20 protein-coding genes are annotated in these 25422 nt (G+C 44.4%); 16 read left to right on the top strand and 4 right to left on the bottom strand.

What is annotated here, in order from left to right:
* Positions 1-316 precede the first annotated feature (316 nt).
* From OCV56_RS08000 to OCV56_RS07960, 9 genes are all read left to right on the top strand, one after another.
* Positions 317-1270: an MBL fold metallo-hydrolase gene (locus tag OCV56_RS08000; RefSeq protein ID WP_086711533.1), complete on the top strand. Its 954-nt coding sequence runs from the start codon at positions 317-319 to the stop codon at positions 1268-1270.
* The gene (locus OCV56_RS07995; RefSeq protein WP_086711410.1) at positions 1260-1574 is read left to right on the top strand and encodes a hypothetical protein; all 315 of its coding nucleotides are present in this window, start codon (positions 1260-1262) and stop codon (positions 1572-1574) included. The genes OCV56_RS08000 and OCV56_RS07995 overlap by 11 nt, the downstream gene beginning before the upstream one ends.
* Positions 1575-1675: 101 nt before the next feature.
* Positions 1676-2560, top strand: coding sequence for a DUF692 domain-containing protein (locus OCV56_RS07990; RefSeq protein ID WP_086711531.1), 885 nt, complete (start codon positions 1676-1678; stop codon positions 2558-2560).
* The gene (locus OCV56_RS07985) at positions 2553-3317 is read left to right on the top strand and encodes an HvfC/BufC family peptide modification chaperone (RefSeq protein WP_086711408.1); all 765 of its coding nucleotides are present in this window, start codon (positions 2553-2555) and stop codon (positions 3315-3317) included. The genes OCV56_RS07990 and OCV56_RS07985 overlap by 8 nt, the downstream gene beginning before the upstream one ends.
* Entirely contained in the window at positions 3317-3925 is a 609-nt protein-coding gene (locus tag OCV56_RS07980) for an HvfX family Cu-binding RiPP maturation protein (RefSeq protein ID WP_086711406.1), read from the top strand. Before OCV56_RS07985 ends, OCV56_RS07980 begins: the two co-directional genes overlap by 1 nt.
* Positions 3926-4080: 155 nt before the next feature.
* The gene (locus OCV56_RS07975; protein WP_086711404.1) at positions 4081-5655 is read left to right on the top strand and encodes a cytochrome ubiquinol oxidase subunit I; all 1575 of its coding nucleotides are present in this window, start codon (positions 4081-4083) and stop codon (positions 5653-5655) included.
* A gap of 19 nt (positions 5656-5674) precedes the next feature.
* Complete coding sequence (gene cydB, locus OCV56_RS07970; RefSeq protein WP_086711402.1) at positions 5675-6811, top strand: cytochrome d ubiquinol oxidase subunit II; 1137 nt, start codon at positions 5675-5677, stop codon at positions 6809-6811.
* Positions 6812-6837: 26 nt separating this feature from the next.
* Positions 6838-6951, top strand: coding sequence for a cytochrome bd-I oxidase subunit CydX (gene cydX / locus OCV56_RS07965; RefSeq protein ID WP_086711400.1), 114 nt, complete (start codon positions 6838-6840; stop codon positions 6949-6951).
* Positions 6952-7266: 315 nt separating this feature from the next.
* Positions 7267-9156: a methyl-accepting chemotaxis protein gene (locus OCV56_RS07960; protein WP_086711398.1), complete on the top strand. Its 1890-nt coding sequence runs from the start codon at positions 7267-7269 to the stop codon at positions 9154-9156.
* Between the two features lie 131 nt (positions 9157-9287).
* Here the strand turns inward: OCV56_RS07960 and OCV56_RS07955 are convergent, their stop codons facing one another.
* Positions 9288-10871, bottom strand: a complete 1584-nt coding sequence (locus OCV56_RS07955) for an ABC-F family ATPase (protein ID WP_086711529.1) — start codon at positions 10869-10871, stop codon at positions 9288-9290.
* Positions 10872-11322: 451 nt separating this feature from the next.
* Here OCV56_RS07955 and OCV56_RS07950 point away from each other — a divergent pair, with 451 nt between their 5' ends.
* Positions 11323-13668 (top strand): ATP-binding protein, encoded by a 2346-nt coding sequence (locus OCV56_RS07950; protein ID WP_086711395.1) that lies wholly within the window; start codon positions 11323-11325, stop codon positions 13666-13668.
* A gap of 1 nt (position 13669) precedes the next feature.
* Positions 13670-14557 carry a mechanosensitive ion channel family protein gene (locus tag OCV56_RS07945; protein WP_048612067.1) on the top strand — a complete coding sequence of 296 codons (888 nt, stop codon included), beginning with the start codon at positions 13670-13672 and terminating at the stop codon, positions 14555-14557.
* 141 nt (positions 14558-14698) lie between these two features.
* Here the strand turns inward: OCV56_RS07945 and OCV56_RS07940 are convergent, their stop codons facing one another.
* The 3 genes from OCV56_RS07940 to OCV56_RS07930 all read right to left on the bottom strand — a co-directional run bounded on the left by OCV56_RS07940 (position 14699) and on the right by OCV56_RS07930 (position 20059).
* A complete protein-coding gene (locus OCV56_RS07940; protein ID WP_086711393.1) occupies positions 14699-16318 on the bottom strand; it encodes a methyl-accepting chemotaxis protein in 1620 nt (539 codons plus the stop codon).
* Between the two features lie 260 nt (positions 16319-16578).
* Positions 16579-18606: a sensor histidine kinase gene (locus OCV56_RS07935; RefSeq protein WP_086711392.1), complete on the bottom strand. Its 2028-nt coding sequence runs from the start codon at positions 18604-18606 to the stop codon at positions 16579-16581.
* On the bottom strand, positions 18596-20059 hold the full coding sequence (locus OCV56_RS07930; RefSeq protein WP_086711390.1) for a sigma-54-dependent transcriptional regulator: 1464 nt from the start codon (positions 20057-20059) through the stop codon (positions 18596-18598). The genes OCV56_RS07935 and OCV56_RS07930 overlap by 11 nt, the downstream gene beginning before the upstream one ends.
* Positions 20060-20362: 303 nt before the next feature.
* Here OCV56_RS07930 and OCV56_RS07925 point away from each other — a divergent pair, with 303 nt between their 5' ends.
* The 5 genes from OCV56_RS07925 to OCV56_RS07905 all read left to right on the top strand — a co-directional run bounded on the left by OCV56_RS07925 (position 20363) and on the right by OCV56_RS07905 (position 25233).
* Complete coding sequence (locus tag OCV56_RS07925; protein WP_086711388.1) at positions 20363-21169, top strand: substrate-binding domain-containing protein; 807 nt, start codon at positions 20363-20365, stop codon at positions 21167-21169.
* A 256-nt stretch (positions 21170-21425) separates the two neighbouring features.
* Entirely contained in the window at positions 21426-22124 is a 699-nt protein-coding gene (locus OCV56_RS07920) for an ABC transporter permease (RefSeq protein ID WP_009846742.1), read from the top strand.
* Positions 22125-22134: 10 nt separating this feature from the next.
* Complete coding sequence (locus OCV56_RS07915; protein ID WP_086711386.1) at positions 22135-22854, top strand: energy-coupling factor ABC transporter ATP-binding protein; 720 nt, start codon at positions 22135-22137, stop codon at positions 22852-22854.
* Positions 22832-23416, top strand: coding sequence for a molybdenum cofactor guanylyltransferase MobA (mobA, locus tag OCV56_RS07910; RefSeq protein WP_086711384.1), 585 nt, complete (start codon positions 22832-22834; stop codon positions 23414-23416). Before OCV56_RS07915 ends, mobA begins: the two co-directional genes overlap by 23 nt.
* On the top strand, positions 23416-25233 hold the full coding sequence (locus OCV56_RS07905) for a bifunctional molybdopterin-guanine dinucleotide biosynthesis adaptor protein MobB/molybdopterin molybdotransferase MoeA (RefSeq protein ID WP_086711382.1): 1818 nt from the start codon (positions 23416-23418) through the stop codon (positions 25231-25233). Before mobA ends, OCV56_RS07905 begins: the two co-directional genes overlap by 1 nt.
* Positions 25234-25422: the final 189 nt, after the last annotated feature.

The raw sequence follows: 25422 nt of genomic DNA, 5'->3' as shown, positions 1-25422 counted from the left end.
CCCCTATACCACTTGCCTCCTTAAGTAATCTCCGCCCTTTTTACATAATTCTATTCGTACGGCTTTAATAGCCAGTTCACCTTATAGCTCTTTGCTGAACATTAATTCAGCAATAGGACGCGCTTAATACATTCGTTAAGTTTTCATTAACGTTGGTTTCATAATTACTGGATATACCGAACGTTAACAATTCTTTATCTTGTGCTCCGTGAACAGAACGAAGCACGCACTTATCGTGCTGCTTGTTTTAGGTTTCACTTCTTTGAATGCTCACTTCAAAGAAAAACAGATAAGAAACAAAGAATTGGATGACAATATGAAACAGCCTTTAAAAGCGCTAGCGTTAGCACTCGGATTGACGCTAGCGGCTAACAGTTACGCTATCGAAGTTAAACCCGTTGATACGGATTTCACATTACAGATACTCGGATCCGGCGGCCCAATCTCTGATGACTTGCGTGCATCTTCTGGAGAGATTGTTTGGTGGAAAGGAGAATCTCGAGTCATGATCGATGCAGGTGGCGGTGTATACCTTCGCTTTGGTCAGGCCGGAGCTAAGCTTGAAGATCTTGACTTTATGGGTATCACTCACTTCCACACAGACCATGTAAATGATCTACCTGCACTTCTTAAAGGTGGTTATTTCTTCGACCGAGATAGACCACTTGAAATTTCTGGTCCAACAGCAGGTTCTGCATTCCCTAGCTTAAGCAACTACTTCAAAGCCAATTTCGACCCAGAAGATGGTGCGTATGCTTACCTTGCTGGCTTATACGATGGAACCGATGGCTTATTCCCAGTCAATCTTACCGATGTTGACTACCAATCCACAGTGCCAACCGTCGTTTACGAAAAAGATGGTTTGAAGATCACTGCTCTGGGTATTCCTCATGGTGATGTGCCTTGTCTCGCTTATCGAATAGAAAGTGAAGAAGGCGTGATGGTGATTTCAGCAGACCAAAACGGTAGCAACCCTGCTTTCTTAGACTTCGCTCGTGGCGCTGACATCATGATGATGCCAATGGCGATTCATGAACAAGCCGATGGTGTCTCTTCATTCATGCACGCGAAACCTTCGGTTATTGGCAAAATTGCCCAGGAGATCAATCCGAAAATGTTGGTGCTTAACCACTGGATGGGTTTAGGACTCAAGCTTAAGTCTGAATCAGTGAAGATTGTGCGTGAATACTACGATGGCCCAATCATGTCTGGCCGCGACCTTGCGAGCTTCCCTATGTCTGCTGTAAAGGATAAAGAAAATGAACAATAAAATCGCGTTATCAATCGCTCTTACCTCAGCGATAAGTCTTCATTCTGCAATGGCCTTTGCCGATGCTCCAGCAGAAGCTCCTGTTGAAGCAAAAGCATCGTCTGGCCATGGTGGTAAATGTGCCGCAGGTAAGTGTGGTACTGAGAAGCGCTTTGAAAAAGCAGAGCTCACTACCAACCCACAAGACCGTTTAGTACGTGCTCGTGATGGTAAATGTGGTTTAACTGGCGAAGGCACATCACCAAGTAAAGAACGCATGATCTTGGTGAATAGCAAGGTAACTGGTGGTGTATGTGGCCAGTAGAAACCTATAAAGCCAAAGGCTCGTCATCGAGTGATGTTCATTCATCAAGTAATAGAGCACTAAACAACCGAACTTCAAAAAATAGAGAGTTAATCCCTAACGTGCGAACCATTCAAAATACAGACAAAGGCATTGGGTTGCGAAGTGAGCATATTGAATTGCTCGCTTGCTCCCCTAAGCACCCTGATATTGATTTTTTGGAGTTGGCTCCTGAAAACTGGATGAGCATAGGCGGACTTAAGCGCGAACAACTACAGGATATAGCGAAGCAATACCCTTTGATCGCACACGGTTTAAGCTTATCCATTGGAGATTGTCAGCCTCTTAATACCAAGTTTGTACGTCAAGTTGGTCAGTTTCTCGATGATTTGAATATCGAAGTGTATAGCGAACACTTGAGCTTTTCTCGCGATAGCCAAGGGTATCTCTATGAACTGTTACCCGTGCCACGTCGAGCTGAAAACCTTGGCTACTTGGCTGACAGGATCATGCAAGTCCAAGACATCATTCAACGTCCTCTAGTGATGGAGAACATCTCCTATTACCACGATTACGGAGACGAGATGCCTGAGGGTGAGTTTATCAGTGAAATAGCAAGTCGCAGTGGCTGCGAGTTGTTGGTCGACATAAACAATCTCTACGTTAATAGCCAAAACCATCACTTTGATGCGGTTGAGATGCTTAAAACGTTGCCAAGTGAAGCCATTCGTTATTACCACATTGCAGGGCATTTAGTGGAGAGTGACAAATCGGTTGAAAGTAACAGCTCGCTACTTGATACCCATGGTATGGAGGTGCAGCAAGCTGTGATTGACTTGGCGAGGTATACCTTCTCTCTTCATGGCAGTAAACCGTTATTGCTAGAGAGAGACAACAACGTACCGCCTTTGGTTGTACTCACTGAGGAGTTGCGAACTATACACAGTCAAGTGTTGGACTCCGGTGTTGTTCATCGACCTTCAAATCAGGAGTTGGTGTATGCATAACCCGCCAAGCATGATGATGACGCAAACAGAGGCCTTGACCGCCTTAATACGCTCACCTCTAGAAGACAACTCACTGTGTCGTTACAGCGAGTTTATTAGAGATAACGTGTTCAGTGTGTTGAACAACACCTTCCCGTTGTTTTGTCAGCAAGTCGACCAAGACCAATTATTGATGTTGGTTGATGAATTTGTCGTTGTGCATTACGCATCAGAGCCGGAGTTTCATCATATTGCGACCGAGTTTGTCAGTTTTATTCAGCGTCGAACTCAGCCAATAGACAGCTCTAGTTTAATTGCGGGTTACGAGCTGACTTCCGATCAATTAGCGGTCTTGGAATACGAATGGTGCGCGTTCGGCGTTGAAATCGACTCAACAAAACAAGCGTCGCGTTTGGGTCGGGATGATGAGCTTCTCGGGGAGGAAGATCATCAGAAATTGCACGTGTTACTGAATGAGACAATGAAGCTCGTGCAGGTGCCTTTCCTTGTCCATGGTGAGTCGCTGACGTTTTTAACACAAAGGCGTCACCCCATTTATTACGCGATTTATCGAGATTCAAGCCAACGCGTAAACACATTAAAACTAAGAGAAATAGATGTGGCGATCATTCAAATGATTCAGCTACAACCAAATCAAACTCTCGCCAATATTAAAGAAAATATAGCTCAACAGTTGGCAAGATTTGAGTTTATTAATTGGGTTGAACACTTCACAGCAGTTGAATTGCTTTGTGTTCACTCTTTAGGAGAAAAATAATGATTAAGTCAGCACTCAATTGGTTCGATTCAATCTTCGAAAAATGTAAAAAATTCGATTACCTAGTCCTTCTTTCCGTTCGTTTGTATCTGATTCCAGTGATTTTCGTCGGTGCCCGCTCAAAAGTCTTGGGGTTCGCTGGTACGGTTGCTTGGTTTGGTGCTTCAACCGCAGATGGTGGGCTTAACCTTCCCTTCCCTGAGTTATTGGCGTTTCTTGCAGCTGCAACGGAAGTACTAGGGTGTATTTGTATCGCATTAGGTCTTTTCACTCGTGTGATTTCTATTCCTATGATTTTCATGATGAGTGTTGCAAGTGCGATGGTTCACTGGAAACACGGTTGGGACGCTATTGCTACTGGTGGTATGGAATCAACCATTCGTCTAAATGGTTTTATCGAGTGGTTATCTGTGAACTTCCCAGGCCGCTATAACTACATTACTGAACTGGGTGACCCAGTAATGCTGAATAACGGCATGGAATTCGCCGGAACTTACTTTGTCATGCTACTTGTACTGTTGGTTTACGGCGGTGGTCGTTACGTGAGCGTGGATTACTGGCTACGTAAACGCTTTGCAAACAAACAAACGAAAGCTCTTCGCTGGTAACTGAATTCTTCAAGCTTAATTTAAATATCAACACCTCAATTCAAAGGCGATCAACGCATTTTGAATTGAGTAAATCACTTCTAATTAGTTATCTCTAATTACCATCTTATAATCTCTAATCTCACCCGTCACATTGGTGGCGGGAAGGAGTTTCTATGCTTACAGATGTCGTCGATCTGTCGCGGTTTCAATTCGCAAGTACCGCTCTCTATCATTTTATTTTTGTTCCCCTAACCATTGGTCTCTCGGTTTTACTCGCCGTGATGGAATCATTGTATGTAATGACCAACAAAACTATCTACAAGGACATGACCAAGTTTTGGGGTAAATTATTCGGTATCAACTTCGCCATCGGTGTTGCTACTGGTTTAACGATGGAATTCCAGTTTGGTACTAACTGGGCTTATTACTCTCATTATGTGGGCGACATATTTGGTGCCCCACTCGCTATTGAAGCGCTTGTTGCGTTTTTCTTAGAGTCGACCCTCGTCGGGATGTTCTTCTTTGGCTGGGACAAGCTTTCAAAGCGTCAACACTTGTCTGTAACGTGGTTGACTGCCTTAGGTTCAAACTTCTCCGGTTTATGGATCTTAATGGCCAATGGCTGGATGCAAAACCCGGTTGGCGCAGAGTTTAACTTTCAAACTATGCGTATGGAGATGACTGATTTTATCGAAGTTATCTTTAACCCTGTAACCCAAGTGAAGTTTGTTCATACGGTTGCGGCTGGTTACACAACGGGTGCGTTGTTTATTATGGGGATCAGTGCTTACTACATGTTGAAGGGACGAGACTTACCATTTGCTCGTCGTTCATTTGCAGTAGCGAGTGCATTTGGCATGGCAGCCATCGTTTCTACCGTGATGCTTGGCGATGAATCTGGTTATGAACTTGGTGATGTGCAACAAGTGAAACTAGCCGCTATCGAAGCAGAATGGCACACAGAGGAGGCTCCAGCCTCATTCACTTTGTTTGGTTTCCCTAATCAAGAAACAATGGAGACGGACTACGCAATTAAGATCCCATACGTGATGGGTATTATCGCAACGCGTTCTCTGGATACACCAGTAATCGGTATTCATGATCTCCTCGCAAAAAATGAAGAGCGTGTTCGAAACGGTATCCTAGCGTATGGATTGTTAGAGAAACTCCGTTCTGGTGACAAATCACAGCAAAATATCGATGAGTTTGAAACGGTTAAGCACGATTTGGGCTATGGACTGTTAGTCAAGAAATACAGCGACACCGTTGTAGACGCGACAGAGCAACAGATCAAACAGGCGGCTAAAGATACTATCCCAACGGTTGCCCCACTGTTCTGGAGCTTCCGACTTATGGTCGTGTGCGGCGTATTGATATTCGCAATAATCGGTCTTTCTTTTGTCCAAATTTGCCGTCGTAAAATCGGTACCAGTCGTTGGTTACTGAAAGCGACAGTATGTGCGATTCCACTGCCTTGGATTGCATGTGAAGCGGGTTGGTTTGTGGCTGAGTATGGTCGTCAACCCTGGGCTATCGGTGAAATCCTTCCAGTAAACATGGCGGCTTCTAACTTACCCGCTTCGAGTTTGTGGATCTCTATCGGGTTAGTTTACGTGCTTTATACGTTCTTCCTGATTGTCGAAATGTTCTTGATGGTTAAATTCGCAAAACTTGGACCAAGTGCTTTGAAAACGGGTCGTTACCATCATGAACAATCAAACAACGAACTAGCTAGACAAATCTATTGATCTTCATTAAGGAATTCAGATGTTTGATTATGAAAATCTTCGCCTGTTCACATGGGCAATTATTGGGGTGTTGTTGATCGGTTTTATTATTACCGACGGCTTCGACATGGGTGTTGCTGCGTTACTGCCGGTGTTAGGGAAATCCGAAGTCGATCGCCGAGTAATGATTAATTCAATTGCGCCCCACTGGGACGGAAATCAAGTATGGTTGGTGACCGCAGGTGGTGCAATCCTAGCGATATGGCCAGCCGTTTATGCGGCAGCGTTTTCCGGGTTTTATCTAGCAATGATATTGGTTCTAGCGACATTATGGTTAAGACCGCTAGGTATGGAGTATCGAGCTAAGATAGATAATCCAAAATGGAAAAAGGCTTGTGATACCGCATTGATAGTAAGCGGTTCTATTCCTCCGATTATCTTTGGTGTTGGCTTCGGTAATTTATTGATCGGTGTTCCGTTCGAATTTAACGAACTGTTAATGATGACATACCACGGTGGTTTCTGGGATCTATTAACTCCCTTCCCAATCCTTTGTGGTTTAGTGAGCTTAGCAATGGTCATCACTCAAGGTGCTGCGTTCTTACAAATGAAAACGACAGGTGATCTAAAGCTACGTGCACAAAGAATTATCACATGTATGGCATTTGTGACCGCAGGACTATTTGCGGCTGGCGGCTTATTTGCTTACACGTTACCGGGCTATCTCATTACAAGCCCTATCGTAACTGATGCGGTTTCTAACCCGTTGCTGAAACATGTCGTGAAATTTGATGACTTGCTGCTACATAACTACGAAACCCACCCACTACTATGGGTAATTCCTGCCCTTGGTATCATCGGCATGCTGGGTTGTGCATTGATGACGCGACTTAATCGTGCTGGGTTCGCCTTCGTATCATCAAGCTTATCGCTGGCGTGTATTGTCCTAACTGCAGGCGTTGCTTTGTTCCCGATGATCATGCCGTCTAGCTTGATCCCTTCACACAGTTTAACGCTGTGGGACGGAACATCGAGCCAGTTAACACTGAGTATTATCTCTGTTGTCGCAGTTATCGTAGTGCCAATTATTTTAGGTTACACAACATGGTGTTACTACAAAATGTTTGGCCGAATAGACAGTCAATACATTCACGATAACAGCTCGTCTCTGTATTAATTAAAGATGAAATAGGAGGATAACCTATGTGGTATTTATGTTGGGTGTTAGGCGTATTACTAGCGAGTGCATTTGGAATCATTAATGCGCTTTGGTTAGAGCACACCGACTTTTTAGATGAGCAAAAAACTGATCGATAAAGTCACTGATAAGTGTTAGTTAAACAATAAGCAAACTAACCAAAACAACTCAAAAGCCTTCATTAAATGAGATGCCTGCGGTCTTAAAGATTGCCGACATTAATGTTAATGAGGGCTTTTTCATTTCGTATTGAAAAAGAGTCACCTCAAATAGCTGAGTAAACGCAAATCAACGATAATCAGCCTGTATTGCTACCAGTGAACCTTGCTTTAATAACCTCATAAGCTATTAGTTACATATTCATCATTTAAATATATCTAATAACTATTAAACATTGATGGATATAAAACGTCATCGGCTAAAGGGAGTTAACCATGAACAATCCACTGGAACCTCAGCAACGTGTGCTGTCTCTTTCTATTCGTAGTAAGTTTATTTTAATCAACCTCACCCTGTTTGTGTCTGTTTTGATATATGCGATCTACGAGCAGTTCAGCTTAGAGAAATTGGAATCGCTAGAGCGTTCTGCGACCGAAAACCTTAGAAGCTCGGTCGATTTGTTAACTCTGAGACGGCATGAGAAAGATTTCTTATCCCGTCACGATCAAAAATACGCAGAGCGTTTCGACAAAACCGCCGACACATTGAATCAGAGGCTGGTAACTTTGAATCAAACACTAGCTTCGCACAATCTTCATCTGTCCGAGCAAATGACTAAGATCTCCGATACCCTTCATCAGTACCAGAAACAGTTCCACCAGATCGTCAATCAAGTTAACGACATCGAACGCACAACCGCACCTTTGGGGTTTGTGGCGGTACTCGATGGAAAAAGAACGGCACTGAAATCAGCAATCGAATCAGAATCTAGTTTGGCACTGGAACTTGCGCTGCTAGAACTGATCGAAAAAGACTTTCATTATCTTGCACATATTAATAGCCAAACATATGCGGCATTAATTAGTGCTCTTGTTGAGTTTGAACCCTACTCCCAAACATCGATTTCAATAGAGCAAGCGTATTCCGAATATAAGGCCGCGGTTGAAACTCTACTGATTGCTAATAGCAATTTAGGGTTGTCGTCAGAATTGGGGCTTAGAGGCGCCTTGCGTAGCAATGTTCATCAAACGGAAGAAGCAATTGACGAAGTACAAAGTCAGATAAGCCAAGCGATTACAGCGGCAAGTACACACACCAAAAATATGCTGCATCTTTTTGGTGCGGCTATCGTTGCTCTGCTCTCTTTGTTGTTGGTATTCATCGGTCGCAACATACTTGCGCGAATCAAAGCGATAAACGTGATGATGGAGTCGATTGCGAATGGAGATGGCGACTTAACCGTGCGTATGAACGCAAAAGGCAATGATGAACTTGCTCAGTTGGCGCACTCCTTCGATACCTTCATCAATAAACTGCATGGCAATATTAAAGAGCTGTCTGGCGTGATGACTGTGTTGACCGACAGCTCATGCAGCTCTGAAGAAGCGGCAATTAAAAGCATGAGCAATGCCGAGAAACAAAAGCAGCAATCTGAATCGGTAGCGACGGCAGTCAATGAATTAGTCATGACGAGTAATGAAGTGACGGCGAACATCGAAAATGCGGCAACCAATGCCGAGAAGATAAAAGAGAACGCCCATCAAGCGCTGCAAAAGACACAGTCAACCAACGATAGTATTCATGTCTTGGTAGAAAACATTGCAGAGTCGCAAGCTCTAATTGTTCAGCTTGAAGAGCAGAGCCGTGAAATCAATCAAGTGGTGACTACTATTCAAGGTATTGCTGAGCAGACTAACCTACTGGCACTTAATGCAGCGATCGAAGCGGCACGTGCTGGCGACCATGGACGAGGGTTCGCTGTGGTTGCGTCGGAAGTCAGAGAGCTATCGTTAATGACTAACGACTCAACCCATCAAATAGAATCGACGATTCATGGTTTAACCACAGGGATTGATAAAACCGTTGCTAAGATGTCAGCGAGCTTAGAACAAACTGAGCTTGTGAAAAGTCAAACCAAAGACGTGGTGAACGCGATTGAAGGAATACACTTCCAAGTTGGTGAGATGTTCGACTTAAACAGTCAGATTTCAACCGCTTCTGAAGAGCAATCGATGGTTTCAGTTGAGATTGACCGAAACATTACTGATATCGCTCATCTTGCGAGTGACACCTATACTGTGGTTTCTGGCTCGGTGCGTTGTAGTGAACAAGTCTCGAGCGTGAGTGTGAAACTTGAAAAGATTGTGGCGCAGTTTAAGTATTAGTGCGCTGTTCGCCTTAATCTATTACCGACAGGAAAAACAAAAGGCCTCCATCTTATTGATTAGATGGAGGCCTTTCTGATTTTTTGATACGTACTAACGTGTTATTACGTATTAACTGTCGCTACACGGCATTAGCCACGTGCTTTCAAGAACTCAGCGTAAGTACCGCGGAAATCGTTGATCTTGCCATCTTTGATTTCTAGGATACGAGTTGCAAGCGAGTCTACGAATACACGGTCGTGAGATACGAAGAACAATGTGCCTTTGTAGTTCTCAAGAGCCAAGTTAAGCGCTTCGATAGATTCCATATCCATGTGGTTTGTTGGTTCATCCATTAGCAGGATGTTTGGTTTATGCATCATGATCTTACCAAGAAGCATACGACCTTGCTCACCACCAGAGATAACCTTTACAGATTTCTTAATGTCGTCTTGACCAAATAGCATACGACCTAGGAAGCCACGAACTACCTGCTCGTCCTCGCCTTCTTGGCGCCATTGGCTCATCCAATCAAACAGGTTCATGTCTGTCTCGAAATCGTGTGCGTGATCTTGAGCGTAGTAACCGATGTTTGAGTTTTCAGACCACTTGTATTCACCAGTGCGAGGCTCAAGAGCGCCCGCTAGTGTGTTAAGCAGGGTTGTTTTACCCACACCATTCTCACCAATGATAGCAACACGCTCACCTACTTCGAAGATGGCATCGAACTTGTTGTAAAGATCTTCCTCAAAACCTTGAGATAGGTTTTCAACCACAAGTGCGTTACGGAATAGCTCTTTAGACTGTTCGAAACGGATGAATGGGTTTTGACGGCTAGACGCTTTAACTTCGTCTAGTTGGATCTTATCGATTTGCTTAGCACGAGATGTTGCTTGCTTCGCTTTAGATGCGTTAGCAGAGAAACGAGATACGAACGTTTGAAGTTCAGCAATTTGTGCTTTCTTCTTAGCGTTGTCAGACAGTAGACGTTCACGAGCTTGAGTCGCAGCCGTCATGTACTCATCGTAGTTACCTGGGAATAGACGAAGTTCGCCGTAATCAAGGTCAGCCATGTGTGTACAAACAGAGTTTAGGAAGTGACGGTCGTGCGAAATGATGATCATTGTGCAGTTACGTTGGTTTAGCGTATCTTCCAACCACTTGATCGTGTCCATATCCAGGTTGTTCGTTGGTTCGTCAAGAAGCATGATATGCGGGTCTGCAAACAGTACTTGAGACAATAGAACACGAAGTTTCCAACCTGGTGCTACTTCGCTCATTAGACCGAAGTGCATAGACTCTTCAATACCTACAGCAAGAAGAAGCTCACCCGCTTTCGCTTCTGCCATGTAACCGTCCATTTCAGCGAACTGAACTTCAAGGTCAGCCACTTTCATGCCGTCTTCTTCGCTCATTTCTGGCAAAGAGTAAATACGGTCACGTTCTTGCTTAATAGCCCAAAGCTCTTTGTGGCCCATGATAACCGTGTCGATTACCGTGAATTCTTCGTAAGCAAATTGGTCTTGGTTTAGCTTAGCAACGCGCTCGTTTGGATCGTAGCTTACGTTGCCAGAAGTCGGCTCTAGTTCACCAGATAGGATCTTCATGAACGTCGATTTACCACAGCCATTCGCGCCGATTAAACCGTAGCGGTTGCCTTCGCCGAACTTAACTGAAATATTTTCGAAAAGTGGCTTAGCGCCGAATTGTTGGGTGATATTTGCTGTGGAGATCAATGCCATTACCTTCTTAATGTGAAAAACGTCGCAACGTTACTTGTTCAGGGCTTTAACTGCAAGTATTGATTGCATTTACCCGCTATTAAGTGAGTGATAACCCAGCCAAATCATAGTTTGAGCTAACTCACACTTTTGATTTTCAATTTGCTGCCTAAAATCCGTCGATTTTCAAGAAAAACAAAATATCGAACAATACCCTGTAATTGGCGGCATATAACGCCCTAAATCATGCCAACCATTGAATATATCGCATGCTGATTGGTCGTGGTGAAACTAACCTGACCAAAGCAACAGCGGACATAGGCAAGACTAGCCTAATCCCTGACAATTTCATGACAAAATCGGTCGAAACAGGAATAAAGTACTCGCCCCCGATACCGGATTGGATTTCACAAAGTCAGATTAACTAACTATAGTAATCCTAACCTCATAATTCTAAGAGACTTTTATGCGTTCACTATCGCGCTTCTTAATCCTCACTTTGGCCATTCTCTCTTGGCCTAGTCATGCCAACTTGGAATATGACTTACAATCTCAGCCGCAGGTATCCGATTCTGCTGTTGCCCTTGATGAGCGAATTGATTCGTTACCCGACCCTCTCTTTATGGAAGCGTCGGATAGACGTCAGGTCAACATTTTACTTGCCGAAGTTCTGCGAGTCCAAAAGCAAGAGATCAAAACCTTCGAGCAACAGATAAAAGCTTACCGAGATAACAACGACGCCGATCAATGGTTTGCCGTTCAAACCAGTTACGTCACTTTGAATAGCTTGAACGTGAGTAAGCAGGACCTGTTAGAACAGACAAACTCTGCAAACAAAGAGCGCTTAACCGGTTTTGGCCCTTATGGTGTTACCCAATTTAAGCAAGAGTGGGAATTAACCAAGCTCAATATTGAGTATCTTGTTTACTTCCAAATTCGTAGCTTTAAAGCGCTTGTTAAAGACATCTTCATTTCGCCGGTGCCAGTGATTGGTGCATCGTTAAAAGTGCTATTCATCTACTTTGGTTTAGTGTGGTGGCTTGCTAACAGCACCCGTTTGATCGAGTTGTTTAGAATTAATTTTCTTGAAGCGAAAACGAACCCTCCTTTCTTAGTAAGGGTAATCTGGTATATCAGTCGCGCTGATCGTGCGATTGCTTGGCTCATTGCGATTACCCTTTCACTCAGGGTACTTTCGAGTATCCCTAGTCTACAGCATCTGATTTTCCTCGAGATCTTCACGTGGTGGATTCTAGGTGGTTCGATTGCCATCAGCTTTATTCTTGAACTGGCCTACCGCTTGGGTCGTACATCTAATAAAGAAGTGATCGCGCTTCGTCTATCGACTATTCGCCGTTATGTATGGAGCTTCATTGTTGCGGGTGTGACTCTGCAAATTTCGAGTATTACGTTAGGCAAAGGCACTATCTATAGTTGGATCTACAGCGCTCTGTTTTTCTGGTTTGTACTGGTTACCATTTCGGTACTCAGATTATGGCGAGCGAAAGTCTTTGATACTCTGCAACACATCTCCGATCGTCCGGTATGGGTGAATTGGGCGGTGAACCGCAAAGATACCTTCCTACTGAATATACTCGCGACAGCAATTGGCATCGTATGGTTGAGTGTGTACAACTTCCAACACCGTATCATGGCATTGCTATCCAATTACACGCTGTTTAGCCAAGCCTTGGCGTATCTGTTTAGAATCGAAGTGGCTAAGCAGTCTGATCTTAATAAAAATCAGCAAAACTTGGTTCGAATCAAAGGCGATCAAACCTATGAATACATTCTGCCGGGTAATATCGACAGCACGCTAATTGATTATGCGGGTGACGAAATTAAGCAACTGTCTCGCTACTTGATGTCGGACAGCCCTGCTATCTGTATTGTGTCAGGCGAACGTGGTGTTGGCGCGACGACGCTGCTTTATACTTTATTGCACAAAGTCTCTAACGCAGAGCCCGTTTATGTGAGCTGTCCTTATGCCGGTTACCAAGAACTTTTAGCGCATCTTGCCGTTAGTATTGGTTTGGAAGAAGAAGCCACTGAGATTCAGATCTTGGCGCATTTGCGTAAGAGCAATACGACGTATCTGATTGCGATTGATAACGCACAACGACTGGTGAAACCAATGGTCGGTGGCTTGTCTGATTTGATTCGTTTAACCAACCTTCTGCGTCGCTCTAAAAAGAACCACCGTGTCGTGATATCGATTGCCAAATCGAGCTGGCGGTTTGTTGATAGAGCGCGTGGCGAACGCCTGTTGTTTGACTTGGTGTGTTTCCTTCCACGTTGGACAGAAAAACAAGTTGGTGAGCTTTTGAATAGCCGTATTAACAAGGAGCTTGAAAAGCCGTTGTCGTTCGATGGCTTAGTGGTTCCTAAGCAATGGGACCAAGATGATATGAGTGAAGAAGAACGTGCACGCCAAGGCTTCTATCGAATCTTGTGGCACTACTCTGATGGTAACCCTACCGTTGCGTTGCGTTTCTTCCGACTCTCTTTGAACCGAAATAAAGAGACAGATCAAGCCGTGGTGCGTTTGTTCCATGTTCCGGAAGCGCAGGAACTGGAGAATATGCCGAAACCGATGTTGGCTGTATTGCGCTCTATCGTGCAATTGGAAATCGCATCTCCGGAAGTTTTATCTGAATGTACACAACTGAGCACGGCAGAAATAACGGGTATTCTGCGTTACTTTGAAAGCCGTGGTTATATTGGTTGGCATGAAGAAAAGGCTCGGATTTCTGAGCACTGGTTCCGCCATATTACGAACGTTCTCGACCGTCAACATCTACTGGTGAAGTAAAATGAAGAAGTTATTTATCCTACTATTTGTTGGCTTGGCAAGTGCTGTCAGCTTCCCGACCTTTGCGACGGAAGAGTTAGCCAATGTAGAAAACATCTCAAAGATAGCTAGCCTTGTGCGGTGGAGCGGCGTGTTCTTCTCCATGATTGTTATTGCTGCAATGTGGTTATTGCTCAAGTTCATCAACTCAATGGTGACCAGTTTTGGTAGTCAGTTTGTGCAATATCGAATGTTGCTACAGAAACTGCAGTCGTTTACTCAGTTCTTTATTTACGTGAGCACCGGTCTTATCGTGTTCATGATGAGTTTTAGAATCAACGACCAAATTCTGGCTTTGATTGGTGGTACCCTCGCTGTATCCGTTGGCTTTGCGCTTAAAGACTTGGCAGCGTCATTCATCGCAGGTATCACCGTGATGATCGATAGACCTTTCCAAGTTGGTGACCGCGTCACGTTCGAAGGTAACTACGGGGACATTATCACTATTGGTTTGCGTTCTGTGCGTATGAGAACTTTGAATGACGACATCATTACCATCCCGAACAACAAGTTCTTAAATGAAGTGACGACGAGCGGTAACTATGGTGCATTGGATATGCAGGTCGTGATTCCGTTTTACGTAGGAATGGATGAAGACATCACCCTAGCCCGTGATTTGATTCAAGAAGCTGCGTCTTCAAGCCGCTACATCCACTTGCCTAAGCCTGTTACGGTTCTGGTTAAACAGACGATTACGGATAACTACCTGGCGATACAGTTAACTTGTAAGGCTTACGTCGTCGATACAGCTTATGAAAAGTTGTTTGAAACAGACATTACCTTGCGTGTGATGAAAGAGTTCAAAAAGCACAACATCAACCCACCGAAGATTTCAGTGGCAGCGCATTAATTGAAGCTGGTTTAAGGTTAACGTTCGGAGATTGGATTAATCCCCGAGATACCAATAAACGAAAACACCTCCGGACTTATCTCGAGTGCGGAGGTGTTTTTTTATTCGATTTGTCTGCGCTAAGAGTAAGGGCTGCTAGATTTATACCTTAAAGTATTTCAACTGTTCAGTAAGGTGCTCTGTTGTGTTGGCCATTTTCTGGCTGTCTTCTGCTAGCGATTGTGAGGCCTGAAGTACTTCATTTGCAGCTAGGTGAATCCCAGTGACACTTTCACTCATTTCAGTTGCTACCGTACTTTGCTGTTCTGAAGCCGCTGCGATTTGTGCGACCATGTCATTGGCGTTGTGAAGCTCATTCACAATCACATCAAGTTGTTGGCGAGTCTCGTTAGATGCGACAACACTGTGGTCAACCTTCTCATTGCTGCTTTGCATTGCTTTGAAGGTGCGTTCCGCTTGTTGAGTCAGTTTTTCAATTGTGGATTGAACTTCGTTCGTTGAATTTTGAGTGCGGCTAGCAAGATTACGGACTTCATCCGCGACAACCGCGAACCCTCTTCCTTGCTCTCCTGCACGTGCGGCCTCTATTGCTGCGTTAAGCGCTAATAAGTTCGTTTGTTCTGACACATCACGAATGACGCTGACAACTTGACTTATCTCGCTTACGCCGGATTGTAGGTCTCTTACCAATTCGTTAGCCGTAGAGATGTTCTCTGAAACTTGAGAGATAGTTTTAGAAGTGACCTGCATGTTGTCATCGTTTTGGTTGGCATGATCGACGACTTTATTGGTACTTGCCGCCGTGCTCTCTGCGTTGACCGCGACATCTGAAATAGTGGCGCTCATTTCTGTCATCGCAGTAGACAATAATTCAAGCTGAGCATGTTGCGAGTTGACACTGGTCGCCGCCTCTTCACTCGCTTGAGCAATGTGACTTGCCATATTGCTCGATAGATCCGCAGATTCATTAGCGGTACGTAGTGTACTTTGCAGCTTATCAAGCATGGTGTCGATCTGTTGGCTCATATCACCCAGCTCATCTTTGCGCGTCATGTTCATACGTACACGAAGGTCGCCATCGGCAATCTTATGGGTGTTATCGATAAGCTTATTAAGAGGTACAAGGATGTTATTGGATATCGCGTAGCCCATTGCAAACAGTAGGCCAGACAACACAACCGCAACCATTCCTTCTTTAATCGCCAACGCGTAGAATGCATCTTGAATATCAGCGACCAATATTCCAGAACCTAGCACCCAATTCCATTCAGGAAAAAGTTGTACGTACGATATCTTATCTTTTAACTCTCCATTCGGGCTCTTCCATTGGTAGTCAAGAAAGCCTTTCTGTTGTGCAGTTTGAGAGATGGTCACCATCTCACGCCAGTGGTACTTGCCCGCACCGTCTCTTAAGTTACCCGCATTCTTGCCATTGAGTTCTGGCTTAAGGGGATGACTAATAATGTTGAGTTGTTGGTTTAAGATCCAAAAATAGTTGGTGCTGTCATAGCGAAGCGTCTCAATGACTTGAAGTGCTTGTTTCTTTGCTGTCTCTTCGCCAAGGATATTTCGTTGGTCATAATAGTGTTGAGCTAAGCTTACTGCTGTTTCGACTTGAGCACTGAGTTTATCTTGCCGCTCTTCCAAGGAGCTAGCGCGCTGTTGCATTAGATTAAAAGTGGACGCCATTACCAAGAGAACAACCGATAGAATGACGATGGAGACGAGTTTTGATTTGATAGATAGGTTACTTAATTTCATAGCTGACTGACTTTATTATTTGTTTTGATTATGGATTTTCGGCCAAGGTATCAAAATTTCGTACAGTTCAGATGATATGCATCAAGATCGAAAGATATACACTGTGTTACATAAGCAAAAAGAGGTGCTCGTCAAATCAGCAGAGGTTGAGATCTCGCTTGCGATAGATTAGTAGTGCGGGATTTTCGTGCTTGGGCTGAAAACTCAAATAACAGCCAAGCACTTAGTGCAACTGTCGAGTGACAGCCGGTAAAATTAACTTAGAGATTCGACACCAATAATTGAGGTGTCGCTTTTTGTTGAAGGTAAATACTAAAACGGCTTCCTTTACCCACTTTAGATTCTACGCGTATCTCGCCGCCAATTTGACTCAGAATACTCTGAGATACTGATAAGCCTAAGCCAGTGCCGTCGCGTTTGGTGGTATAAAATGGTGAGAAGATGCGCTTTAACTGCTCTTCCTTGATGCCACAGCCTTCATCTTGGACATGAACAATAGCCCCATGAGACACGCCATTTTCAACCCAGTCTTCACTTGAAATCGTTAACGTGCCCTGTCCATCCATTGCATGAATCGCATTCATTTGTAGGTTAACCAGAATCTGCAGCAATTGGTTTCGGTTCACTTCTACGGAGGTTCTAGCATTCAATTGCGAGACATACACAATGCCTTTCTTCTTCGCGCCAGTTTTTACGAGCGTAATACTTTCGTCCACAATTGGATTGATATGCTGCCACGTGATTTCGTCTTGTACGCCGCCATGTCGGCTGTATTGAAGTAGGCTTCGGGTAATATTTCGAATTCGGTCAATCTGTTCCATGATAGCGTGGACCTCTTCATCGACACGGCCCACTTCATCACCGAGTTCAAACTTCATCAGTTCAACATTGCCAAGAATAACTGCCGTTGGGTTATTGATCTCATGAGCAATGCCTGCCGTGAGTTCACCGAGTGCTGCTAGCTTTTCATTAACCACCAGCTTATCTCGGGCTTGATTGAGAAGCTTGATATGCAGTTCCAGTTCTTCAGTTTTCTCTTTCAAACTGGCGGTACGAGAGTGAACTTTACACTCGAGTTCTAACGCCGCTTGTTGAATCTCTTGATTACGTTCGTGCAGCAGATCTAGCATCTTGTCGAACTGTTTGGCGAGCAGAGTAAGCTCGTGTTGGTCATCCAAGCCTAACGTACCGATACGTTTGTCCTTACCCAATTGCACGAGCTTCACCACTTTATGAATTCTTTCAATTGGGTCGAAAAGATCCCGAGCACCACGGTGAACGATCAACCCAGAAGCAAGCAACAGCAACACAATGATAATGCTGATTTCGCCAAGGTTAGTCAGGTAAGTTTCAATGAGCGGCCATATTAGATAGCCGGTATACAGCATGCCTATTACGTTATTAAACTGGTCGTGGATCGGTTGGTAAGCCGTGATGTACCAAGCATCGTAAACATACGCTCGATCTAGCCACTCTTTGCCTTCGTTCAGGACTTTTGAGTGAACCTCATGAGAAACGCGCGTACCAATGGCCCGCCCTACACTGTCTTCACTGCTTAAAGGAACGTTGGTGCTCACACGAAGATCATCAAGGAAGACAGTGACGGTACCGACATGACGATTAAAGTCTTCTCTTTGGGGATAGATAAGATTGCTGATTTGGTCGACAAGTTGCGTGCTGTTATTAAGCAAAATCCCACCATCAAGAAAACCAATTACATTATCATTGCCATCTTTTACGGATACGACGGTTCGACTTACCAATCCGCGGGTCTCAACTTCTTGGCCATTAAGCATCGGAACTTCCGCTTTTTTAGCAAGATCCCGATCGAGATGATTGAGTTCGCTACGGCTTAAGACGCTGAAAAACGAAGACTTGTGAGTCAAATTTAGATATTCGAGTTTCTTTGCCATACTTTCGACACTGCGCCAGCGCAGAAAGTCGAGCTCATAGCGAGATTTGTTTTCAGAAACCCAACGCGTGAGATCCTTTTTAGAAATATCACTCCCGAGTTTGACGCGGAAATTATAAGACTCAGCAAACGCACGAACGTTGTATGCCTGCTGATTTTGAATCAAGTGAATACTGTTCTCTGCCACGTCTAAGCGCTCATCAACATCAATCAGTGCCCCCTGCCACGTGTAATGAACAGACCAATACAGTGTGATAGCCACAAGCGCACACAACGTAAGAATGATCGGAGCAGATGTTAGGAATAGTAAGCGATAGCGAACCATGGTTTTGAACCGGAACGCCCACTTTGACCACCAATGGCGTCTAATCGGCATATTCAGAGCCTTCTGTGTTCCAATCTTTATATTTACGCTCTAGGGTTTTACGAGCGACGCCAAGATCTCTCGCAGCCGCTGATTTATTGCCGTCATGGAAGCTCACAAGTTGTTCTATGTGAGATTTCTCTACTTCTTTCAGTGTCCAAGTGTTTGGGTAACCCTCGGCAGCGTCTGCATTATTTAAGTTTGGTATTTCCGCACCATGTGACACTGTCACTGAAATGCTTGCAGGTACCGGATCGCCATTAATCTCGCGCCAATAGTGTGCTGGTGGCTTGTCTAAAAGAATGCATCGTTCGACTAAGTTTTTAAGTTCACGTATATTCCCCGGCCATTCGTATTCATTCATCGCCAAGATATCTTCATGTGCCCAATTGGGAACGGGCATGCCAAGTTCATTCGACAATAGACGAGTGAAATATGGAACAAGCTCAATCAAGTCTGATGGGCGTTCTCTTAGTGGCACAACATCAATCTTAAGTACATTGAGTCGGTAGAACAGATCGCGGCGAAAGTGCCCTTTATCAACCTCTTCCTGAAGATTTCTGTTGGTTGCTGCCACCACGCGTACATCAACGGCAATTTCCTTCTCGCTACCGACTGGACGAATCGTTCTTTGTTCTAACACACGTAACAACGCAGCTTGCATTGGCAGTGGCATTTCACCTATTTCATCAAGGAACAAGGTGCCACCACTTGCGACTCTGAACAGACCCTCACGGTTTTTCTTCGCACCAGTAAATGCGCCAGAGGTGTGTCCAAACAATTCACTTTCGAGAAGCTCCGGAGCTATCGCACCACAGTTGATTGGTACAAATGGTCCGGTGCGTTTGCTGGCTTCATGTACACCACGCGCAACCAACTCTTTACCCGTACCTGACTCACCTTCTATTAACACCGATGCTCTTGATGGTGCAAATTGACTGATCAACAGTTTAAGCTGTTTGGTCTTGTCTGAATTGCCGATCAATTCGGTCTTGATATGACGACTAACATCACGCTTTAACGCGTACTGCATTCTTTGGTCGAGTCGCTTATCCATACAACGCAGAACCGCTTGTATCATCTGTTCGAGGTTGAATGGCTTAAGAATAAAATCTGACGCACCAAGCTTAAGTGCAGATATGGTCATCTCTAGATCAGCATAACCCGTCATGAAAATCACATCGGCGCGTTTGTCATTGTCATTAAACGCCTCTTCCCACTCAATGCCAGAACGTCCTGGTAGGTTGATATCAAGAACAATCAGATCAAAATGTTCGTTCGAGCGCAGCGTTTCAGCCTCTTCTACCGACCCCGCACTGGATACCTTGCCAAAGAACTTCCCTAGTGCTTTCTTTAAAATTGCCTGCATACCAATTTCATCATCGACCACTAGGACAGAAAACGCCTGATATTGGGTCAAAGTGTTTGGATTGAGGTTAGAGGCGTTTGAACTAGGTAAAGACATAATGAGCAGCCGTTAGGGAAAGTTGGGACAGAGTGTACCAATTAACCTTTTGTTCAACAGGGACAATGTGCGACATTTTGTCCTAGCTCATGTTTTGTTTCATTTTAACGAGGTAAATGACGCAGTTTTGTCCGAAATAACAGCAATTTAATGAGATCTGATGCATGATTTATTGGCATTAAGATTGCTTATAAGGTGTAGATTTCTAATTACAATAATTAGCGTCTTATGCACATGCCTTTTTTTGAGCCCTTTAGAACTGAAGGCATGTCATTCATTTATAACAGAATGGACATAATAATAATGAAAGCAATTCCCCTAACTATTGCAGCTCTATCTATCGTCAGTTACACGGCTAGCAGCGCGGAAGACATCACTCATATCAAGTTGGCGACAACGACAAGTACTTATCACTCTGGTCTACTGGACTACTTATTGCCTGAGTTCGAAAAGGATTCCGGTATCAAGGTTGATGTTTTAGCAGCAGGCACAGGTAAATCACTTCGCATGGGCGAAAACGGTGATGTGGATTTGGTGATGACCCACGCTCCAAAAGCTGAAGCTAACTTTGTTGAAAAAGGCTACGGCGTACTTCCTCGTAAGCTGATGTACAACGATTTTGTTATCGTTGGTCCTGAAAGTGACCCTGCGAAAGTTGAATCTCAAAAAGCTGTAGCTGATGTGTTTAAAGCGATCGCGACGAATAACGTGACGTTTGTATCTCGTGGTGATGATTCAGGTACACATAAGAAAGAAATGGGTATCTGGGCTCAAACTAAGATGGAGCCTAACTTTGGCGGTTACCGCAGCGTTGGTCAAGGCATGGGCCCTACTCTGAACATGGCGTCGGAGATGCAAGGTTACACCATGACAGACCGTGGTACTTGGCTGGCTTACCAAAATAAACTGGACCTAAAAATCCTTTTCCAAGGTGACAAAAACTTATTTAACCCTTACCAAGTGATTCTTGTTAACCCTGAGCGTTACCCAAGCATTAACTACCAAGCAGCGAAAGTATTCAGTGATTGGTTGGTTAACCCTAAAGGCCAGAAACTGATTAACGACTTCAAACTGCACGGTAAACAACTGTTTGTTGCAAGCGCAGAATAGTTTGTTGTAAGTGAAGAGTCGTTTTCTTTAAGTAAAAAGTAGCGCTAAAGGTTCAACATTAATCAATTAGCGCTACGCTTTATTAAACAGTTAATGAGGCACCTAAGCAATTTCGTTTTAAAAACCGTCTTGCTTTAAAAGCATTCACGCTTAAAAACAATAGCTGGCCAATAAATACTTAAACCTAGTGTGTCAGCTATGATTAACATCAGTTATTACCGATAAAAACCTATTATCGATTCACACGAGATACTTCATGACCCTATGGCAAACAACGATTGATGCAATGAATCTACTAGTGAGTTTTGACCACGAATTGTGGCAAATCGTCGCGGTTTCCTTCAGCGTATCTTTGTCCGCCATCTCATTAGTGATTGTTCCTGCAATCCTTATGGCTTTCTTATTGGCTTATACCGAGTTCCCCGGCAAATGGGCTCTGCTTTCGGTGATCAACACCCTGCAAGCGATCCCTACTGTGGTTATTGGTTTGTTGATGTACATGATGCTTTCTCGCTCTGGCCCGCTAGGTGATTGGCAATTGCTGTTCACTCAAAAGGCGATGATTCTCGGTCAGATGCTGATCTGTTTTCCAATCCTAGTTGCTATGATGCACGGTGCTCTGCAGGCTAGTGACCGTCGTGCGGTAGAAACTGCGCGCACGCTTGGCGTATCAACAACACGTGTAGCGTGTACCTTGATTTGGGAAACACGCTTCCCTCTTTTAGCTGCGACTATCGCTGCCTTCTCTCGTATCGTTACTGAGGTAGGTTGTTCAATGATGGTTGGTGGCAACATTATGGGGATGACAAGAAACATCCCAACAGCTATCGCTATGGAAAGCCACAAAGGCGCATTCGCTCAAGGTGTCGCCCTCGGTATGGTGTTATTAGCATTGGCATTAGCCCTTAACTTTTTCCTTTCGAGTGTGAGAGGAAAAGGCTATTTACGAACTTAGGAACGCTGTCATGAGTATAAAAATAACAACGCAGCAAATTTCAATGCGCTACAAAGAGCGTGTTTTGTTCCACATTCCCGAACTGTCGATCGGTCCCAACGATGCCATTTATCTCAAAGGAGACAATGGTGTTGGTAAAACGACCCTACTTAAAATCTTGTCTGGATTAATTCAGCCAAGCTCTGGCCGTATTCAGTCTCCAATTCAGAGCTGGCAGCAGAAACTATTTCCTCGACTCAAGTTCAAAGACATCATCTATCTGCATCAGACACCTTACCTATTTGATGGTTCTGTGTACCAAAATGTCGCTTATGGGATTCGCTTTAACAAAGAGAGCCAAAAAGATAAGCGAGCTCAAATAATTAATGCGTTGAGGATGGTAGGTTTAGAAACCCTAGCAGATGAACACATTTCGGTGTTGTCTGGTGGTGAACGCCAACGCGTAGCAATGGCACGAGCTTGGATTCTTAAGCCTTCAATCTTGCTTATGGATGAACCAAGTGCTTCTTTAGACAAAGAATCTATTGAAAGATTGGTGATTATGGCCGAAGATCTTCTTCAGAGAGGCGCGAGTTTAGTCATTACAAGCCACCAAACCAACGCGTTAACCGATTTGTGTAAGAAGCAATGGTGGATCAAAGACAACACCCTGACCGAGTCACCGCTTCTGCAAGTAATTAAAAAGAACAAAGCACAAGAGAATATTTATGCTGCTTCCAACGCAAACTAGTTGGGTTATTTTGGCTGGCGGACAAGCCAGCCGTATGGGCGGAAGAGATAAAGGACTTGTTGAGCTCAACGGTTCCCCGCTTATTCAATACGTTATAGACAAGCTGTCACAACAAGATGTCAGCATCACCATCAATGCCAACCGTAACTTAGAGAGTTACCAAGCATTCGCTCCGGTTGTTTCCGATTCCTTCCCTGATTATCCAGGTCCATTGGGCGGTATTCATGCTGGTCTTAAAAACGCGACCACAGATTGGGTCGGTTTTGTCCCGTGTGACAGCCCACAAATCAGTGATGATCTCGTAGAACGCTTTTGTGCGGCAGTAAAAGAAGACAGTGACATTCTTGTGGCTCACGATGGTGAATTTAAACAACCCGTGTTTACCCTATTCCACAAGCGTGTTCTTCCAAAGCTAGAAGCCTTTTTAGAACGTGGCGATCGCAAGATAATCTTGCTCTACAAAGAGTGCGTCACGGAGTACGTTGATTTCAGCGATGCTCCGAACTGCTTTGTAAACCTTAATACACCAGAAGAACTCACCCAATTCGGAACGCTTCAATAATGAAAGATTCAAAACAACGCCCTAACTTGCCGTTATTAGGTTTTGCTGCCTACAGCGGCACAGGTAAAACAACTGTACTTGAAGCCTTGTTACCTTTGTTAACCGACGCAGGTTTAAAAGTTGGCGTTCTTAAACATGCTCACCACGATTTTGATGTCGATAAGCCGGGCAAAGACAGCTATCGCTTACGCAAAGCAGGCGCGAACCAAACGTTGATCAGTTCTCGCAACCGCAATGTCATGATGACAGAAACACCGGAAGCAGAAGCGGATTTTGATTACCTACTAACGCGCTTCGATACGAGCACGCTTGATTTAATTTTGGTTGAAGGCTGCAAGAACATCGCTTTCCCAAAAATCGAGCTTCACCGTGATGAAGTGGGTAAACCTTGGCTTTATCCAAACGATGACAACATCATTGCTATCGCTGCAGACAGCAAAGTCGAATCTGACCTACCACAAATGGCGATCAGTGACTTAGAAGCAATTCGTGATTTCATCATTGAATACGCTCAGTCATTTGATCCTGTATCGAAAACAAGCAAAGCAGCGGCGTGCTCATCGTCAAAAGATAATACACCAGTTGTATGTTGCGACTCTTTCTCCCCTGCTGGTCTTACCGTGACTCAAGGTCAGCAAAAGATTGTTGATAGCATTGATGCACTTGAGCTGACGGAATCTGTTGCCCTAGAACAAGGGTATGGTCGCGTATTGGCGGAAGATGTTATTTCACCAATCAATGTACCTCAGAACACGAACTCTGCAATGGACGGCTACGCTATTCGTAGTGAAGATTTAGATCTGGATAGCTACCACGTTGTTGCTGAAGTTATGGCAGGACACAGCTACGACAAGACAGTTCAACAAGGTGAAGCGGTTAAGATCATGACAGGTGCGCCAATGCCGGAAGGTGTTGATGTTGTTGTGATGCGAGAGCAAGCCTTCCAAGAAGGCGACACTGTTAGCTTCCCTGACGCGAAAATCTCGGTAGGACAAAATGTCCGTATGGCGGGTGAAGATTTAGAAATCGGCCAACCTGTCTTTACTCATGGTACGCGAATTGAAGCGCCAGAAATAGGCATGATGGCATCACTGGGTTTCGGTACCTGCCCTGTTCTACGTAAAGTGAAAGTTGGCGTATTCTCGACAGGTGATGAAGTTCAAGCACCAGGTAGCGAGCAGAAACCTAATTCTATCTACGATTCAAACCGTTTTACTATCATCGGTATGCTTCAAAAGCTGGGTTGTGACATTGTTGATTATGGCATCATTGAAGATGATGAGCAGAAGATGATGGATGTACTGCATTCAGCATCGCTTGAAACCGATATGGTCCTGACTTCTGGTGGCGTATCTGTTGGTGACGCGGATTACATTAAGCTTGCGTTGGATAAGCTGGGTGAAATTAACTTCTGGCGTATCAACATGCGTCCAGGTCGCCCATTAGCTTACGGTAAAATTGAAAACAAACCTTTCTTTGGTTTGCCGGGCAACCCAGTAGCAGTCATGGTGTCATTCATCAACTTTGTAGAGCCAGCGATCCGCAAGCTGCAAGGTCAAACAAACTGGACACCAGTAAAAGCGAATGCGGTAGCGACTGAGCAATTACGATCTCGTCAAGGTCGTACTGAGTTCAGCCGCGGTGTGTTCTCAATGAACGAATCCGGCGTACTTGAAGTGAAAACAACCGGTAAGCAAGGTTCAGGTATTCTACGTTCAATGAGCGAAGCGAACTGCTTAATCGAAATCTCTCCAGCGGTTGATACCGTAAAAGTTGGCGAGACAGTAACGATCATTCCACTGCAAGGCCGTGTTTGATTGAAGGTTCAATGAGACCTAAATTGACTAAGCCGTTCTTTGGTTGACTTAGAAGCTCCTTGCCAAGACATAGACCAGCCCCTTCTATCGAGCTTTCGATGTTAAGGGGCTTTCTGTTAGTTTCGTAAAAGACAACCTGTCTAGTCCCTAAAAAGCAAAAGCTTAAATAACGCTAAACGTTTACACCGA

Origin of the sequence: Vibrio gigantis, from assembly GCF_024347515.1 — a bacterium.
GTDB classification, from domain to species: domain Bacteria; phylum Pseudomonadota; class Gammaproteobacteria; order Enterobacterales; family Vibrionaceae; genus Vibrio; species Vibrio gigantis.
This window is presented reverse-complemented; position numbering and strand designations above follow the sequence as displayed.

What these genes read in the sequence shown, in the direction of transcription:
- mobA (WP_086711384.1), top strand. Translation starts at nt 22,832, where the DNA reads ATGCTGCTTCCAACGCAAACTAGTTGGGTTATTTTGGCTGGCGGACAA.
- OCV56_RS07935 (WP_086711392.1), bottom strand. Translation starts at nt 18,606, where the DNA reads ATGCCGATTAGACGCCATTGGTGGTCAAAGTGGGCGTTCCGGTTCAAA.
- OCV56_RS07940 (WP_086711393.1), bottom strand. Translation starts at nt 16,318, where the DNA reads ATGAAATTAAGTAACCTATCTATCAAATCAAAACTCGTCTCCATCGTC.
- OCV56_RS07905 (WP_086711382.1), top strand. Translation starts at nt 23,416, where the DNA reads ATGAAAGATTCAAAACAACGCCCTAACTTGCCGTTATTAGGTTTTGCT.
- cydX (WP_086711400.1), top strand. Translation starts at nt 6,838, where the DNA reads ATGTGGTATTTATGTTGGGTGTTAGGCGTATTACTAGCGAGTGCATTT.
- OCV56_RS08000 (WP_086711533.1), top strand. Translation starts at nt 317, where the DNA reads ATGAAACAGCCTTTAAAAGCGCTAGCGTTAGCACTCGGATTGACGCTA.
- OCV56_RS07985 (WP_086711408.1), top strand. Translation starts at nt 2,553, where the DNA reads ATGCATAACCCGCCAAGCATGATGATGACGCAAACAGAGGCCTTGACC.
- OCV56_RS07995 (WP_086711410.1), top strand. Translation starts at nt 1,260, where the DNA reads ATGAACAATAAAATCGCGTTATCAATCGCTCTTACCTCAGCGATAAGT.
- OCV56_RS07915 (WP_086711386.1), top strand. Translation starts at nt 22,135, where the DNA reads ATGAGTATAAAAATAACAACGCAGCAAATTTCAATGCGCTACAAAGAG.
- OCV56_RS07945 (WP_048612067.1), top strand. Translation starts at nt 13,670, where the DNA reads ATGAAGAAGTTATTTATCCTACTATTTGTTGGCTTGGCAAGTGCTGTC.
- OCV56_RS07980 (WP_086711406.1), top strand. Translation starts at nt 3,317, where the DNA reads ATGATTAAGTCAGCACTCAATTGGTTCGATTCAATCTTCGAAAAATGT.
- OCV56_RS07930 (WP_086711390.1), bottom strand. Translation starts at nt 20,059, where the DNA reads ATGTCTTTACCTAGTTCAAACGCCTCTAACCTCAATCCAAACACTTTG.
- OCV56_RS07920 (WP_009846742.1), top strand. Translation starts at nt 21,426, where the DNA reads ATGACCCTATGGCAAACAACGATTGATGCAATGAATCTACTAGTGAGT.
- cydB (WP_086711402.1), top strand. Translation starts at nt 5,675, where the DNA reads ATGTTTGATTATGAAAATCTTCGCCTGTTCACATGGGCAATTATTGGG.
- OCV56_RS07950 (WP_086711395.1), top strand. Translation starts at nt 11,323, where the DNA reads ATGCGTTCACTATCGCGCTTCTTAATCCTCACTTTGGCCATTCTCTCT.
- OCV56_RS07960 (WP_086711398.1), top strand. Translation starts at nt 7,267, where the DNA reads ATGAACAATCCACTGGAACCTCAGCAACGTGTGCTGTCTCTTTCTATT.
- OCV56_RS07925 (WP_086711388.1), top strand. Translation starts at nt 20,363, where the DNA reads ATGAAAGCAATTCCCCTAACTATTGCAGCTCTATCTATCGTCAGTTAC.
- OCV56_RS07975 (WP_086711404.1), top strand. Translation starts at nt 4,081, where the DNA reads ATGCTTACAGATGTCGTCGATCTGTCGCGGTTTCAATTCGCAAGTACC.